Source organism: Kineococcus rhizosphaerae, from assembly GCF_003002055.1.
Taxonomy (GTDB): Bacteria; Actinomycetota; Actinomycetes; order Actinomycetales; family Kineococcaceae; genus Kineococcus; species Kineococcus rhizosphaerae.
The window spans coordinates 647,156-660,890 of the sequence record NZ_PVZF01000001.1 but is presented as its reverse complement, the minus strand read 5'-3'; the positions used below and the strand labels follow the sequence as shown (position 1 = coordinate 660,890).

Below are 13,735 nucleotides of genomic sequence, written 5' to 3'. Positions count from 1 at the left end.
GGGACGACCTTCCCGCGGGTACTTCCCGGACCCTGAACCGGTTAGGCTCACCGAGGTCGCGCTGACGAGGGCCGGCCGGGAGGAACACCGTGCACCCCGCCCCGCCGACCGCCGCGACCACCGGTCCCCGCCGGTCCCGCGTCGCCGTCGTCGTCCTGTTCGTCGTCGCCGGCGCGGTCATGGGGGGCTGGTCCGGGCGCATCCCCACCGTCAAGGCCGACCTCGGCCTCAGCGACGCCCAGTGGGGCCTGGTCGCCCTCGCGATGCCCCTGGGCAGCCTCGTCGCCCTCCTCGTCCTGACCCGGGTCATCGGACGCACCGGAGCGCGGGCGCTGGCCCTGCCCGGCGCGGCGGCCCTGCTCGTCGTCGCACCGCTGGCCGCGGTGTCCCCCTCGGCGGGGTTCCTCGCCCCGGCCCTGGCCCTGCAGGGGGCCAGCACGGGGCTGCTGTTCGGGCCCATGAACGCCCTGGCCGTCGACGTCGAGCGCCGCTACGGCCGCAGCATCATGTCCTCCTTCCACGCCTGGTTCTCCGTCGGGCAGCTCACCGGGGGTCTGGCCGGCGCCGCGGCCGGGCTCCTCGGCGTCGACCCGTGGCTCCAGCTCACCGTCTGCGACGTCGCGCTCGCGGTCGCCCTGTGCAGCACCGCGTCCGCCGTGCCCCGCCCGCACGCAGCGCAGCTGACCGGGCAGCGGACCGGGCAGCGGACCGGGCCGTGGACCCGCCCCGCGCCCCGCGAGCGCCCCACGCCCCAGATCGTGCTGCTCGCCGCCCTGGCCCTGCTCAGCGCGGTGACGGAGGGCTCGGCCGTGCAGTGGAGCGCGCAGTTCTCCGTCTCCCTCGGCGCCGGCGTCGCCACCGGCTCGCTGACCCTCGTCTGCTACTCGCTGGCCATCGCGCTCACCCGGTCCTTCGGCGACCGCGTCGTGGACCGGGTGGGGCGCCGGCGGTTCGTCCAGCTGTCCGCGCTCACGACGGCGGCGGGGGTCGTCGTCGCGGTCGGGGGCGGGACGGTCCCCGCCGCGCTGCTGGGCTTCGCCCTCGTGGGCCTGGGGTGCGGCTGCGTGTTCCCGACGATCATGGGCCTGGCCGGCAACCAGCCCGACATCTCCCCGGCGCGCGCGGTGACCTACGTGAACCTGGGGGAGTGGCCGGCGTTCTTCCTCGGCCCGCCCCTGGTCGGCGCCCTCGCGGAGGTGTCGTCGCTGCGCTGGGCGATGGGGCTGCTGGTCGTGACCGCGCTGGCGGTGGCCCTGCTGGCCCGGCGGATCCGCGTGCCCTGATCAGCCGTGCGCGAGCAGTTCGACCCCGACGACGACGACACCCAGGACGACCTCGGCGAGCAGCACCAGGAGCTTGTGCCACCGCGGCAACCGCACGCGCCGCACGGCGAACCACCCGATCGCGGCCAGCGCCGCGACGAGCGCGACCACGGCCGCGGTCAGCCCGGTGGACGGCTCCCACACCCCGGCGCTGCCCAGGCCCACGAACACCAGGGGTGCTGCGACGCCGGCCAGCGCGCTCGTGCTGACGCCCACCATGAGCCGCAGCTCGCGGCGGTCCGGCAGGACCGCGTGCACCGCCACGTGCGCCACGACGTCGGCGACGAACGCGGCCAGCAGCGTGCCGAGGACGGTGATCGCCAGCGTCCGGGCCGGGGCTCCCTCGTCGGGGTGGGTCCGCAGCGCCAGGACGACCGCCAGGGCCGTGAACGTCACGTAGACGCGTTCCTTGAGCCGGTCCGCCCGGTGGTCGTCGACCTCCCCGGGGGCCATCCCGGCGAACTCCGGGCTCGTCGCCGGGTCGACGAGCGCCCGGCGACGGCGCACCGTCAGTCCTTCTTCGTGCCGAACATGATGTCGTCCCAGCTGGGCACGCTGGGACGCTTGGCCCCCGAACCCGACCGGCGCGCAGAACGGTTGCGGCGCCGGGGGTTGCCGGGCTCGGTCGGGTTCTCCGCGGGGGTCTGCGGCGCGGTGTCCGCAGGAGCCTGCTCGGCCTCGGCAGGAGGCTGCTCGACCTCGACCTCGGCTTCGGGCGCGGTCTCGGGCAGCGCCCCGGCGTCGGGGACCCCGTCGGTCCCGCCGTCGGCCTCGCCGGGCTCGTCGACCTCCGCCGCCTCGGGCACCTCCGGTTCGAGGCCGCCGCCGGACAGGACGGTCCGGTCCTCCACGTCCCCGGGCGCCGAGTCGGCCGGGTGGGCCGGGGGCGGGTCGGCCGTCAGCGCGTCGACGCGCGGGGCCGAGCCCGCACCGGTGCCGGCGGCCGGCTCGGGTGCGGACCCCGCCTGCTCGGGGCGCACGCCCCGGGCGGACTCCAGCGCGTCGAGCAGTCGGTCGGTCCCGTTGGCGCGGACCCCGCCGTCGGCCTCCACGTCGTAGACGCGCTCGGCGCCCGGGCGGGTGCCCTCGCCCGGGACGGAGACCAGCCGCCGGGCCGGCAGCGGGCCGGGCTCGGCCGGTTCCTCCTCCGAGAGCCAGCGGGCCTCGTCGTCGTGGGCGGACAGCACCCGCGCGGCGGGGTCGAAGCCCCAGCGGGCCACGCGGCCACGGCCACCGGCGACGAACTCGCACTGGACGATCCAGCCGCCCTCCTCGGTGCGCCAGGCGTCCCAGCGGGCGCCCTCGGGGTCCACGGCCCGCGCGGACAACCGGGCCACCACGACGTCGTCCAGGCTGCCGGTGCCGGCCCCGCGCCCGTAGGGCGTCCGCCGGGCCAGACCCGCGACGTGGGCCCGCTCGGCCAGCACCGGGCCCTCGTAGCGGCGCACGTGCTCGACCGTCAGACCGCCGGCGGCCGCCACGTCCTCGGCGGACTCCCCGGCGCGGATGCGGGCCTGGATGTCCCGCGGACGCAGCTGCGCCTCCATCTGGATCTGCAGCTGCCCCAGCCTCGCCCGGTCGCGCCGGACGGCAGCGCGCAGCGCCTCGTCGACCCGCAGCCGGTAGCGGCTGCCGTCGGTGGCGACGAGCACGACGTGCTCTCCGTCGTCGTGAACCCCGACGAGCCTCAGGTCCTGCATGTGGGGCGCCCTCCCGGAAGCGTGATGCGGGCCATCATCGGGGATGCACTCTGCCACCTCCCACCCGGTCCTGGGTGGACCCGGGCGCGTGCGGACGCCCGGAGCGAGCGATGATGGCGCCCGTGAGCGACGCGAGCCCGTACGACGCCCTCCTGCTGCTGTCCTTCGGGGGACCCGAGGGACCCGACGACGTGATGCCCTTCCTGGAGAACGTCACCCGCGGACGCGGGATCCCCCGCGAGCGGCTCGAGGCGGTCGCCGAGCACTACCTGCACTTCGGCGGCAAGAGCCCCATCAACGACCAGAACAAGGAGCTCCTCGCGCAGCTGCGCACCGAGCTCGACGCGCGCGGCCTGACGGAGCTGCCCCTGCTGTGGGGCAACCGCAACTGGGAGCCGTACGTCACCGACGTGCTGCGCCAGGCCCACGAGGACGGCGCCCGCCGCGTGCTGACCGTCTTCACCAGCGCGTACTCGTCGTACTCCAGCTGCCGGCAGTACCGCGAGGACCTCGGCAAGAGCCTGCAGGCGCTCGCGGACGAGGGCCGCCGCCTCGACGTCGACAAGGTCCGGCACTACTTCAACCACCCGGCCTTCACCGACGTGAACGCCGCCGCCGTGGCGGACGCCCTGGGCGAGCTGCCCGGGGCGGCGCGCGAGGGGGCCCGTGTGGTCTTCGTCACCCACAGCGTGCCCGACGCGATGAACGACGTCTCCGGGCCGCCGGCCGCCGGGGGCGGGGCGTACGTGCGTCAGCACCTCGACGTGGCGGGCGAGGTCGCCCGCCGCGCCTCCGAGCGCGTGGGCCGGACCCTGGAGTGGGACCTCGCGTACTGCTCCCGCAGCGGTCCGCCCACCCAGCCGTGGCTGGAACCCGACGTCAACGACCACCTGCGCGAGCTGCACGCGAACGGGACGCCGGGGGTGGTCGTCGCGCCGATCGGCTTCGTCAGCGACCACATGGAGGTCAAGTTCGACCTCGACACCGAGGCCGCCGAGACGGCCGCCGAGATCGGGCTGCCCTTCGCCCGGGCCGCGACGGTCGGGGCGCACGAGCGGTTCGTCGCGGGCCTGGTGGACCTGGTCGAGGAGCGCGCCGCGCAGGCGCGCGGGGACGAGCCGGCCCGGCCCTCGACGGGTGCGCTCGGCCCCTCGCACACGGTGTGCCCCGTCGACTGCTGCCGGAACCTGCGCGCCGCCCTGCCCGCCGCGACCGGCGAGGACTACCGGGCCCCGGCCGTGGCGGGGGCCTGAGGCGTGCCGGTCCCCGGTCCCGACGAGCTCGCCCGGTTGCGGGCGCTGGCCGTCGAGGTCGCCACGGCGGCCGGTGAGCTGATCTCCGTCGGGCGCCCCGACCGCGTCGAGGTGGCGGCGACCAAGTCGAGCCCGACGGACGTCGTGACGGCCATGGACACCGCCTCGGAGCAGCTGCTGCGCCAGCGCCTGCGCGCGGCGCGCCCGCAGGACGGGTTCCTCGGCGAGGAGGGCGGTCACGAGCCCGGCACGAGCGGGTTGACGTGGGTCGTCGACCCGATCGACGGCACGGTCAACTACCTCTACGGGCTGCGGTCCTACGCGGTCAGCGTCGCCGTCGTCGGCTCGCAGGGCCCGCCGGACCCGGCGACCTGGACGGTGCTGGCCGGTGCCGTCGTGGACCCCTCGGCGGGCGAGACGTGGTCGGCGGTCCTGGGGGGCGGGGCGACGCTCGCCGACGCGCACGGCACCCGGACCCTCACCGCGGGTCCGGGCCCCGAGCTCGGCCAGGTGCTGCTGGCCACCGGCTTCGGCTACGACGCGGCCCGCCGGGCCGAGCAGGCCGCCGTGGTGGCCCGGCTGCTGCCGCGCGTGCGCGACCTGCGGCGCGTCGGGACGGCCTCGTTGGACCTGTGCGCCGTGGCCGCCGGCCGGGTCGACGCCTACTACGAGCTGGGCCTGAACCCGTGGGACTTCGCCGCGGGCTGGCTCGTGGCCCGCGAGGCCGGGGCCGTCGTCACCGACTTCGCCGGGGGACCGGCCGGCCCGCACGGTCTCGTGGCGGCCGGTGCCGGCCTGCACCCGGTCCTGCTGGAGGCCCTGGACCTCGGCTGAGGACGTCCCGCCCGCGGCGCGGGGTCCGCGCAACGACGAAGAGCCTGACCCTCCGGTGGAGGGTCAGGCTCTTCGTCGTGTTGGGTCGTGCTCGGGTCCTGCTGGGTCGGGTCAGGCCGTCGCGCACTCCGCGCCGACCCGGGTGAGGTCGACGAGGAGGCCGGGGCGTCGGTCGGCCAGGTAGGCGACCGTGTCGGGCAGCGCCACGTCCTGCGCGGCGGCGAGGTCCACGAGGGCCTCGAGGTCGTCCAGGAGGGCCTGGGCGAGGTCGTCGTCGCCGGCTGCGGCGGCGGAGTCGATCGTGGCGCGGGTGCGCTGGACGCGGTCGGACAGTTCGGCCACGAACGTGGGCGACGTCTGGGTCGTGCGGGGTTCCGGCACGGGCACGGCACCTCCCTTGCGGGCTGTCGGGAGCTCCTCCTGGCGGCGTGGGTCGTCCCGCGCTGGAGACGGGGGACGAGCTGCCGGATCGGCGGGGACGCGAGAAGACTACGTCCCCCGCGGCCGGGGGCCAACTCCTCCCGTGTCGGGTGTGGACGGTCAAATGCGTTGCGTGAGCGTCGATGTGCCGTACGGGGCACGAGCGCCGTCGTGGGGGTGGACGGGCGTGCGCGCACCGGGCGACCCGCCCCGGTTCGAACGCGCGCGGCGCGTAGGTCATGATGCGTGCTCGCTCGTGCGCAGCGCGGGCGAGGACCAGGGTGGGGAACGGGCAACGCCGGGCATGGATCGGGCGGTCGGGGCGTTGACCTCGCCGCACCGGGACGACCGGTGGATGCACGACGAGACGGCATGGAGTGTGAGGCGAGGTCATGGCGACCGACTACGACGCACCGCGCAAGAACGACGACGAGCTGAACGAGGACTCCATCGAGGAGCTCAAGGCGCGTCGCACCGACAAGAGCTCGGGCGCCGTCGACGAGGACGAGACGGAGGCGGCCGAGGGGTTCGAGCTCCCCGGTGCGGACCTGTCGAACGAGGAGCTGTCGGTGCGGGTGCTCCCGCGTCAGCAGGACGAGTTCACGTGCACCAGCTGCTTCCTGGTGGTGCACCGCAGCCAGCTGCACGACTCCGGCGACGGGCGCATCATCTGCAACGACTGCGCCGCCTGATCTCGGCGGCCAGCCGCTGCGGGCGCCTGGTCGAGACCAACCAGTAGGGGGTGGGGTCGGCCGGGTCGTCCAGGTGGATCCGCACGGCGGGCCGGATCCACGAACGGATCGCGAGGTGGGCCCGGGCGTCGAGCCCGGGCCCCAGTGCGGCCCGGCGCTCGGGGCCGGCGATCACGTCGACCCCGCTGACCACGTCCAGCGGCAGCCGGGCCCGGCCGACGCGGAACTCGGTGCCGGTCAGCTCCGTGGTCCACGTCAGGCTCAGCAGGACGCCCACCGCCAGGAGCGCCCCGGCGCCCGCGCCGACCCAGGCTCCGGCCGGTCCCCAGATCGGCAGCGCCGCGAGCGCCCCGCCGATCGGAGCCGGCAACCACGACAACCACGTGGTGATCGCGGGCCACCAGCGTTCGCGGCCGTCCCACACCTGCTCGGGACCCGGTTCGGAACGAGGGGGTCGAGTCACGCTCTGCACCCGCTCAGGGTCGCACGGGTGGGCACCGGGGTAGGGTCGAGCCCCGTGACGGAACTGCCCCCGCCGACGGCGACCCTGCCGGTCGAGACGGTGCTCTCGGTGCCCGAGGCCCTGCCCACCTACGCCCACCCCGGCGACGCGGGGGCCGATCTGACGACCCGTGTCGACGTGGTCGTCGGTCCGGGGGAGCGCGTCAACGTCCCCACGGGGGTCTCCATCGCCCTGCCGGAGGGCTACGCGGCGTTCGTCGTGCCCCGCTCGGGGTTGGCCGCCCGCCGCGGGCTGACGACGCTGAACGCCCCCGGGACGGTCGACGCCGGGTACCGCGGGGAGATCCGCGTCACGCTGCACAACACCGACCTGCACGAGGCCGTCGACCTGAAGGCCGGGGACCGCATCGCCCAGCTCGTCGTCCAGCGCGTGGAGCGGGTCCGGTTCGTGCCCGTCCAGGAGCTGCCCGGGTCCGTGCGTGGAGCCGGCGGCCACGGGTCGACCGGTGGCAGCGGTGCCCTGCACCCGGCCCCCCAGCCCCAGACCCCCGCCCAGACCTCCGCACAGACCGTCGAGGAGCGACCGTGAGCCTGTTCCGCCGCCGCAAGGTCGCCGAGAGCGCCGAACCCGCCGAGGACGCCACGGGGGGTGTCACGGGCGGTTCGGAGTCGGTCACCACGGCCGAGTCCGGCGCCGAACCCGCCACCGCCGCCCACGGCGTGGTCGACGACCCCGAGGCCCGCGCGGCCGCCGAGGCCGTCTCCGAGGCCGTCTCCGGGACCTCCGGGAACCCCGCGGACCCCGCCGTCGAGGAGTCCGACCCCTTCGACCGCTCGCAGGGCCCGTGGGACGTCTCCGAGGTCGGCGAGGACGAGGGGCGCCTGGCGCTCGGCGGTCTGCAGCTGGTGGGCCGCGAGGGCATGGAGCTGCGGTTCGAGGTCGAGGAGGCCGGGGGCCGGGTCATCGCCGTCACCGTCGGCCTGAACGGCTCCACCGTCCAGCTGCAGGCGTTCGCCGCGCCCCGCACCGCGGGCGTCTGGGACGAGATCCGCCACGAGATCGCCGAGGCCGTGGTCGCCCAGGGCGGCTCCGCCGACGTCCAGGACGGGGCGCTGGGCCGCGAGCTGCTGTGCCGCCTGCCCGTGCGCACCGAGGACGGGCGCACGGCCCACCAGCCGACCCGGTTCGCCGGCGTCGACGGGCCGCGCTGGTTCCTGCGGGCCGTCTTCGCCGGGCCCGCCGCCCACGACCCGGCGGCCGCGGCCGAGCTCGAGTCCGTCGTGCGCGACACGGTCGTGGTGCGCGGCAGCGAGGCCATGGCCCCGCGCGAGCTCATCCCCCTCGAGCTGCCGCAGCAGCCCGACCAGGCCCAGCCCGCCCCGGCCGCCGACGCGGCGGAGGGCGCGGCGGACGGCGGCGGGCGCGAGGAGCTCAAGCCCTTCGAGCGCGGACCCGAGATCACCGAGGTGCGCTGAGCCCGGCGGCGTCCCGCGACAGCGTCGGGACGCCGCCGGGAACATCCGCGCACCGGGTGACGTTGGACTCTCGTCCACCTCTGGAGGGCCTACTGTGGTTGCCGTGTCGAAGTCCTCGGTGCTGAGCACGCCGCTGTGGCGGCGCGCGCTCGCACGTTTCACCGCCTCGGAGTCCGACCTCGCCGCCGAGGAGGCGCAGGAGGACGCCGTGCGCAACGGCGGGACCCCCTGCGACCAGATCCCCGACCGGACGAAGGCCTGCGTCTGCGGGACCCTGCGCTCGGTCACCCTGCGCCCCCGCGGCGGGGTCCCCGCGCTCGAGGCCGAGCTGTTCGACGGGTCCGGCTCGGTCCAGCTCGTCTGGCTGGGCCGGCGCAAGATCGCCGGCGTCGAGCCCGGTCGCCGCGTCAAGGCCCGGGGCCTGGTCGCGTGCGACGACGGCCAGCGGGTCATCTTCAACCCCGTCTACGAGCTCGTCTGCCCCGAGAAGGTCTAGTCCCGTCGTGAACGACCCGCAGACGGTCGAGGAACTCGTCCGCCACCGGCTGTCGGCCGCCCTCGGGGGCTGGCGCGGCCTGGTGGACTCGGCCGTCGCCCCGCTGGCGTTCCTCGTCGGCTGGCTCACGACCCGCGACCTGATGGTCTCCGTCGGGGCCTCCCTCGCCGTGATGCTCGTCGCCCTCGTCGTGCGCGTCGCCCGCCGCGAGACCCTGCAGTTCGCCCTCGGGGGCATCCTCGTCACCGCGGTCGCGGCGTTCATCGCCTCGCGCACCGGCCGGGCCCAGGACGTGTTCCTGCCCGGCATCCTGCTCAACCTCGCCCTGGCGGTCGTCTTCGCCGTCTCGATGGTCAGCCGGTGGCCCGTCGTCGGGTTCCTGGTCGGGGCCGTCACCGAGGAACCCACCGCCTGGCGCCGCGACCGCGGCGTCGTCTCGTTGTGCCAGAAGCTCACGGGTCTGCTGCTGGCGGGGTACCTGGTCCGCGCCGGCGTGCAACTGCCCCTCTACCTCGCGGGCCACACCACGGCGCTGGCCGTGACGAAGCTCGTCCTCGGCTGGCCCCTGCTGCTGCTGGGCATCGCGATCGCGGGCGTCATGCTGCTGCGCGGGCGCACACCCCTGCAGGCGGTCCACGCCGAGGCCGAGGACCCGCTGCCCGAGGGCTGAACCGTGCCGGGGCCGGGTCACTTCGACGCCCACGCCGCCGCGTACGACCGGGGCCGCCCGCCCTACCCGCCGGCCCTGTGGGAGCGGCTGCGCCCCCTGGTGCGTCGCGGGACCCGCGTCGTCGACCTGGGCGCCGGCACCGGGCTGGCCACGGGCCCCCTGCTGGCCGCCGGGGCCGCCGTGACCGCTGTCGAACCCGGCCCGGCGCTCGCGGACCTGCTGCGGGCCCGGTTCCCGACCGCGACGGTGCTGCGGGCGACGGCGGAGACCGCCGACCTGCCCGAGGGCGGGTTCGACCTGGCCGTCGCCGCCACCGCGGTGCACTGGTTCGACCTCGACGCGGTGCTGCCCCGGCTGCACCGGGCCCTGGTGGCCGGTGGGTGCTTCGCGGTGTGGCGCACCGCCTTCGGCGACCCGGGCGTGCCCCTCAGCCCGTTCCGCCGGCGGGTGGCCGAGATCACCGCGGCGCGCTCGGCCCCGCCCCGGCCGGGTCCGGGCGAGCTCGACACCGGGCAGTGGGCGGCGCGCCTGACCTGCGGGGGCTGGTTCACGGTCCGCGCCGTCGAGGAGTTCGCGTGGTCGGTCGAGCTGGGGACCGAGCAGGTGCGGGACCTGTTCACGACGTTCAGCGACTGGTCCGCGCACGAGGTCGCGCTCGCCGCCGACGCGGTGCGCGACCTCGGCGGGTCGGTCACCGAGCACTACCGCACACCCCTCGTGCTGCTGGATCGGTGAGGCTCACCTTCCTGCGGGTGCTAGGTTCCTGCGGTGCCGAAGAAGAAGGTCCTGTGGCCCAAGTCGAAGTGCTGCGAGTCGAAGGACAAGTGCAAGCGCTGCCCGCTGCGGATGCTCAAGGAAGGCACGATGCCCGAGGGCTGGACCGTCAAGAAGCGGCGCCTGGTCAAGGTCGAGGACTGAGCCCTCAGCGCCGGCGGGCCAGGACGTCGTTGACGACGTGGCCGAGGTCCAGCCCGCGCCGCTCGAACCGCGTGACGGGCCGCCACGACGGTCGCGACCGGTCCGGGTCGAGGGTGAACGCCGGGTCCGCGCCGATGACCTCCACCATCTGCTCGGCGTAGGGCTCCCAGTCGGTCGCGCAGTGCAGCGTCCCGCCCGCGACCAGCCGGTCGGCCACCAGCGCCACGAACGCCGGGTTGACCAGCCGGCGCTTGTGGTGGCGGGCCTTCGGCCACGGGTCGGGGAAGTAGACGCGCACCCCCGCCAGGGTCGCGGGGCGCACGCGCTCGGTGAGGTACGCCCGGCCGTCGGCCTCCAGCAGTCGGACGTTCGTCAGCCCGCGCTCGACGATCCCCTGCAGGAGCGCCCCGATGCCGGGGGTGTGCACCTCGGCCGCCAGGACGTTCACGTCCGGCGCCGCCTGGGCCATCTCCAGCGTCGCGTCGCCCATCCCGGACCCGATCTCCAGGACGACGGGGTTGTCGTCGCCGAACAGCGCCCGCGGGTCCAGGTCGGTGTCGGGGCGGACCTCGAAGCGCCCCAGGTGCTCGGCCAGCGCCTCCTGCCGGACCACGCCCATCCGTCCGCGGCGGAGCTTGAAGGACTGCACGGGGGGACCGGGGGGCACGGGCGAGGGGCTCACCCGCTCATTCTCCGGCACCGTTCAAGGGAACCCGTCCGGGTGCCGATGGGGGAGCACTCACCCGTTCGGCGCAAGGAGACGACCGTGCTGCGACCCGTCACCGCCCTGGTCCTGCTGGCCACCCTCGGCGTGCCGCTGCTGCAGCACCACCACGACCAGCAGCAGGGCCGACCGCAGGACCGTCCGTCCGCCCCGACCACCCACGCGTCGGCGCGCTTCGAGCACCCGGTGCTGCGTCCCGCCGTGCCGACGCCGGACCCGACCCGGGGACCGACCGACCCCGGCACGGGAACGCTCGGACCCGGCGACGTCGTCCTGCCCGACCCGGTGCTCACGCCGATCCCGACGCACGCGCCCCGCGCGGTCATCCGCCCGCTCTGACCCCGGGTTCACGCGCCCGGGGCCCCGACGTACCGCGCCAGGTGCTCACCGGTGAGCGTCGAGCGGGCCGCCACCAGGTCGGCGGGGGTCCCCTCGAACACGACCCGGCCACCGTCGTGCCCGGCGCCGGGCCCGAGGTCGACGACCCAGTCGGCGTGGGCCACCACGGCCTGGTGGTGCTCGATGACCACGACGGAGCGGCCGGAGTCCACGAGCCGGTCCAGCAGCCCGAGCAGCTGCTCGACGTCGGCCAGGTGCAGACCCGCCGTGGGTTCGTCCAGGACCAGGATCCCGCCCTGCTCGCCCAGGTGGGTGGCCAGCTTCAGCCGCTGGCGTTCGCCGCCGGACAACGTCGTCAGGGGCTGGCCGAGGGTCAGGTACCCCAGGCCCACGTCGGCGAGGCGGGCCAGGACGGCCTGCGCGGCCGGCGTCCTGGCCTCGCCGGCGCCGAAGTGGGCGAGGGCCTGCGTCACGGGCAGCGCGAGGACCTCGGCGATGTTCAGCCCGCCCAGCCGGTGCTCCAGCACGGAGGCCTGGAACCGGCGACCCTCGCAGTCCTCGCACGTCGTCGCGACCCCGGCCACGACGGCGAGGTCGGTGTAGACCACCCCGTTGCCGCCGCAGGTGGGACAGGCCCCCTCGGAGTTCGCGCTGAACAGCGCGGGTTTGACCCCGTTGACCTTCGCGAACTGCTTGCGGACCGGTTCGAGCAGCCCCGTGTACGTCGCGGGGTTGCTGCGCCGTGACCCGCGGACGGGGGTCTGGTCGACGGTGACGACCCCTTCACGCGGGGACACCGCGCCGTGGACGAGGGAACTCTTGCCCGAACCGGCCACCCCCGTGACGACGACGAGGACGCCGAGGGGCACGTCGACGTCGACGTCGCGCAGGTTGTTCGCCGAGGCGCCCCGGACCTCCAGCGTCCCCGTCGAGGTCCGGACGGCCGTCTTGAGCGCCGCGCGGTCGTCGAGGTGGCGACCCGTGACGGTGCCCGAGGCGCGCAGCCCCTCGACGGTCCCCTCGTAGCAGACCCGCCCGCCGGCCGGCCCGGCTCCGGGCCCGAGGTCCACGACGTGGTCGGCGACGGCGATGGCCTCGGGTTTGTGCTCGACGACGAGCACGGTGTTCCCCTTGTCCCGCAACCGCAGCAGCAGGTCGTTCATGCGCTGGACGTCGTGCGGGTGCAGGCCCGTGGTGGGTTCGTCGAAGACGTACGTCGTGTCCGTCAGCGCCGAGCCGAGGTGGCGGATCATCTTGACCCGTTGCGCCTCACCGCCGGACAGGGTCCCGGAGGCGCGTTCCAGCGACAGGTACCCCAGCCCGATCTCCACGAAGGAGTCCAGCACCCCGCGCAGGTTCTGCAGCAGGGGCGCCACGCCGGGCTCGGGGATCCCGGCGATCCAGCCGGCGAGGTCGGAGACCTGCATCCGGCAGGCGTCGGCGATGCTCACCCCGGCGATCCGGCAGTTCCGCGCGCCCTCGGCCAGCCGGGTGCCGTCGCAGTCGGGGCAGGCCGTGAACGTCGCGACGCGCTCGACGAAGGCCCGCACGTGCGGTTGCAGGGAGTCGACGTCCTTGGACAGCATCGACTTCCGGATCTTCGGGACCAGGCCCTCGTAGGTGACGTTGATGCCGTCGACCTTCAGGCGCACCGGCTCGGCGTGCAGGAACGCCTCGAGCTCCTGCGCCGTGAAGTCCGCGATCGGCGTGTCGGCCGAGAAGAACCCGCAGCCGTTGTAGATGCGCCCGTACCAGCCGTCCACCGAGTACCCGGGGACCTTGATGGCCCCCTCGTTGATCGACCTGGAGGCGTCGTACAGCTCGTCGAGGTTCACGTCGTCCACCGATCCCCGGCCCTCGCAGCGCGGGCACATCCCCCCGGTGCGCGAGAAGTCCGCGACGACCTCCTTGCGGCCGGCGCCCTTGGCGACCGTCACCGACCCCCGGGCCGAGACGGAGGCGACGTTGAACGAGAACGCCCCCGGCCCCCCGATGGACGGTCGCCCGAGCCGGCTGAACAGGATGCGCAGCAGGGCGTTGGCGTCCGTCGCCGTCCCCACGGTGGAGCGGGTGTCCCCGCCCATCCGCTGCTGGTCGACGACGATGGCCGTCGTCAGCCCGTCGAGGACGTCGACGTCGGGCCGGGCCAGCGGGGGCATGAACCCCTGGACGAACGTCGAGTACGTCTCGTTGATCATCCGCTGCGACTCCGCGGCGATCGTGGCGAACACCAGCGAGCTCTTGCCCGACCCGGAGACGCCCGTGAAGACCGTCAGCCGCCGCTTGGGCAGGTCGACGCTGACGTCGTCGAGGTTGTTCTCCCGCGCGCCGTGCACGCGGATGAGGTGGTGGGCGTCGGCGGGGTGGACGTCGGCGGGGTCCCGGCGTGGGGTCGCGGCCATGACCCGATCCTGCCAGCGGGCACCGCG

General features: G+C 75.3%; 17 protein-coding genes. 11 read left to right on the top strand and 6 right to left on the bottom strand.

The window, feature by feature from the left end:
• The first annotated feature begins 89 nt into the window (after positions 1-89).
• A complete protein-coding gene (locus CLV37_RS03225) occupies positions 90-1,283 on the top strand; it encodes an MFS transporter (RefSeq protein WP_106206841.1) in 1,194 nt (397 codons plus the stop codon).
• Here the strand turns inward: CLV37_RS03225 and CLV37_RS03220 are convergent, their stop codons facing one another.
• Together CLV37_RS03220 and sepH are read right to left on the bottom strand one after the other, a co-directional pair.
• Positions 1,284-1,829: a hypothetical protein gene (locus CLV37_RS03220; protein ID WP_106206839.1), complete on the bottom strand. Its 546-nt coding sequence runs from the start codon at positions 1,827-1,829 to the stop codon at positions 1,284-1,286.
• A 2-nt stretch (positions 1,830-1,831) separates the two neighbouring features.
• Positions 1,832-3,022, bottom strand: coding sequence for a septation protein SepH (gene sepH / locus CLV37_RS03215; RefSeq protein WP_106206837.1), 1,191 nt, complete (start codon positions 3,020-3,022; stop codon positions 1,832-1,834).
• Positions 3,023-3,135: 113 nt separating this feature from the next.
• Here sepH and CLV37_RS03210 point away from each other — a divergent pair, with 113 nt between their 5' ends.
• Positions 3,136-4,275 (top strand): ferrochelatase, encoded by a 1,140-nt coding sequence (locus CLV37_RS03210; protein WP_106207437.1) that lies wholly within the window; start codon positions 3,136-3,138, stop codon positions 4,273-4,275.
• A 3-nt stretch (positions 4,276-4,278) separates the two neighbouring features.
• Complete coding sequence (locus CLV37_RS03205) at positions 4,279-5,109, top strand: inositol monophosphatase family protein (RefSeq protein WP_106206835.1); 831 nt, start codon at positions 4,279-4,281, stop codon at positions 5,107-5,109.
• A gap of 111 nt (positions 5,110-5,220) precedes the next feature.
• Here the strand turns inward: CLV37_RS03205 and CLV37_RS03200 are convergent, their stop codons facing one another.
• Positions 5,221-5,496 (bottom strand): hypothetical protein, encoded by a 276-nt coding sequence (locus CLV37_RS03200; protein ID WP_106206833.1) that lies wholly within the window; start codon positions 5,494-5,496, stop codon positions 5,221-5,223.
• A 425-nt stretch (positions 5,497-5,921) separates the two neighbouring features.
• Here CLV37_RS03200 and CLV37_RS03195 point away from each other — a divergent pair, with 425 nt between their 5' ends.
• Positions 5,922-6,221 (top strand): DUF4193 domain-containing protein, encoded by a 300-nt coding sequence (locus CLV37_RS03195; RefSeq protein ID WP_106206830.1) that lies wholly within the window; start codon positions 5,922-5,924, stop codon positions 6,219-6,221.
• On the opposite strand, the gene CLV37_RS03190 is transcribed toward CLV37_RS03195, so the two are convergent.
• On the bottom strand, positions 6,196-6,684 hold the full coding sequence (locus CLV37_RS03190) for a DUF3093 domain-containing protein (protein WP_211298326.1): 489 nt from the start codon (positions 6,682-6,684) through the stop codon (positions 6,196-6,198). The two genes, CLV37_RS03195 and CLV37_RS03190, sit on opposite strands and share 26 nt — an antisense overlap.
• Before the next feature lie 63 nt (positions 6,685-6,747).
• On the opposite strand from CLV37_RS03190, the gene dut reads away from it, so the two are divergent.
• The 6 genes from dut (at position 6,748) to CLV37_RS27365 (ending at position 10,243) form a co-directional block, all read left to right on the top strand.
• Positions 6,748-7,272, top strand: a complete 525-nt coding sequence (gene dut, locus CLV37_RS03185) for a dUTP diphosphatase (RefSeq protein ID WP_342762225.1) — start codon at positions 6,748-6,750, stop codon at positions 7,270-7,272.
• Entirely contained in the window at positions 7,269-8,159 is an 891-nt protein-coding gene (locus tag CLV37_RS03180) for a DUF3710 domain-containing protein (protein WP_106206826.1), read from the top strand. The genes dut and CLV37_RS03180 overlap by 4 nt, the downstream gene beginning before the upstream one ends.
• Positions 8,160-8,262: 103 nt before the next feature.
• Positions 8,263-8,655: an OB-fold nucleic acid binding domain-containing protein gene (locus CLV37_RS03175; protein ID WP_245885214.1), complete on the top strand. Its 393-nt coding sequence runs from the start codon at positions 8,263-8,265 to the stop codon at positions 8,653-8,655.
• A 7-nt stretch (positions 8,656-8,662) separates the two neighbouring features.
• Positions 8,663-9,325, top strand: coding sequence for a DUF3159 domain-containing protein (locus CLV37_RS03170; RefSeq protein ID WP_106206822.1), 663 nt, complete (start codon positions 8,663-8,665; stop codon positions 9,323-9,325).
• Positions 9,326-9,328: 3 nt separating this feature from the next.
• Positions 9,329-10,060 carry a class I SAM-dependent methyltransferase gene (locus CLV37_RS03165; protein ID WP_106206820.1) on the top strand — a complete coding sequence of 244 codons (732 nt, stop codon included), beginning with the start codon at positions 9,329-9,331 and terminating at the stop codon, positions 10,058-10,060.
• A gap of 33 nt (positions 10,061-10,093) precedes the next feature.
• Positions 10,094-10,243 carry a hypothetical protein gene (locus CLV37_RS27365; protein WP_170127025.1) on the top strand — a complete coding sequence of 50 codons (150 nt, stop codon included), beginning with the start codon at positions 10,094-10,096 and terminating at the stop codon, positions 10,241-10,243.
• Between the two features lie 4 nt (positions 10,244-10,247).
• On the opposite strand, the gene trmB is transcribed toward CLV37_RS27365, so the two are convergent.
• On the bottom strand, positions 10,248-10,925 hold the full coding sequence (gene trmB / locus CLV37_RS03160; RefSeq protein ID WP_245885213.1) for a tRNA (guanosine(46)-N7)-methyltransferase TrmB: 678 nt from the start codon (positions 10,923-10,925) through the stop codon (positions 10,248-10,250).
• An 84-nt stretch (positions 10,926-11,009) separates the two neighbouring features.
• Here trmB and CLV37_RS03155 point away from each other — a divergent pair, with 84 nt between their 5' ends.
• On the top strand, positions 11,010-11,306 hold the full coding sequence (locus CLV37_RS03155; protein WP_106206818.1) for a hypothetical protein: 297 nt from the start codon (positions 11,010-11,012) through the stop codon (positions 11,304-11,306).
• 8 nt (positions 11,307-11,314) lie between these two features.
• Here the strand turns inward: CLV37_RS03155 and CLV37_RS03150 are convergent, their stop codons facing one another.
• Entirely contained in the window at positions 11,315-13,708 is a 2,394-nt protein-coding gene (locus tag CLV37_RS03150; protein WP_106206816.1) for an ATP-binding cassette domain-containing protein, read from the bottom strand.
• Between the last annotated feature and the right edge of the window lie 27 nt (positions 13,709-13,735).

Excerpts from the sequence above, each read along its gene's own strand:
- sepH (WP_106206837.1), bottom strand. The coding sequence starts at position 3,022 with ATGCAGGACCTGAGGCTCGTCGGGGTTCACGACGACGGAGAGCACGTC.
- CLV37_RS03210 (WP_106207437.1), top strand. The coding sequence starts at position 3,136 with ATGGCGCCCGTGAGCGACGCGAGCCCGTACGACGCCCTCCTGCTGCTG.
- CLV37_RS03195 (WP_106206830.1), top strand. The coding sequence starts at position 5,922 with ATGGCGACCGACTACGACGCACCGCGCAAGAACGACGACGAGCTGAAC.
- CLV37_RS03150 (WP_106206816.1), bottom strand. The coding sequence starts at position 13,708 with ATGGCCGCGACCCCACGCCGGGACCCCGCCGACGTCCACCCCGCCGAC.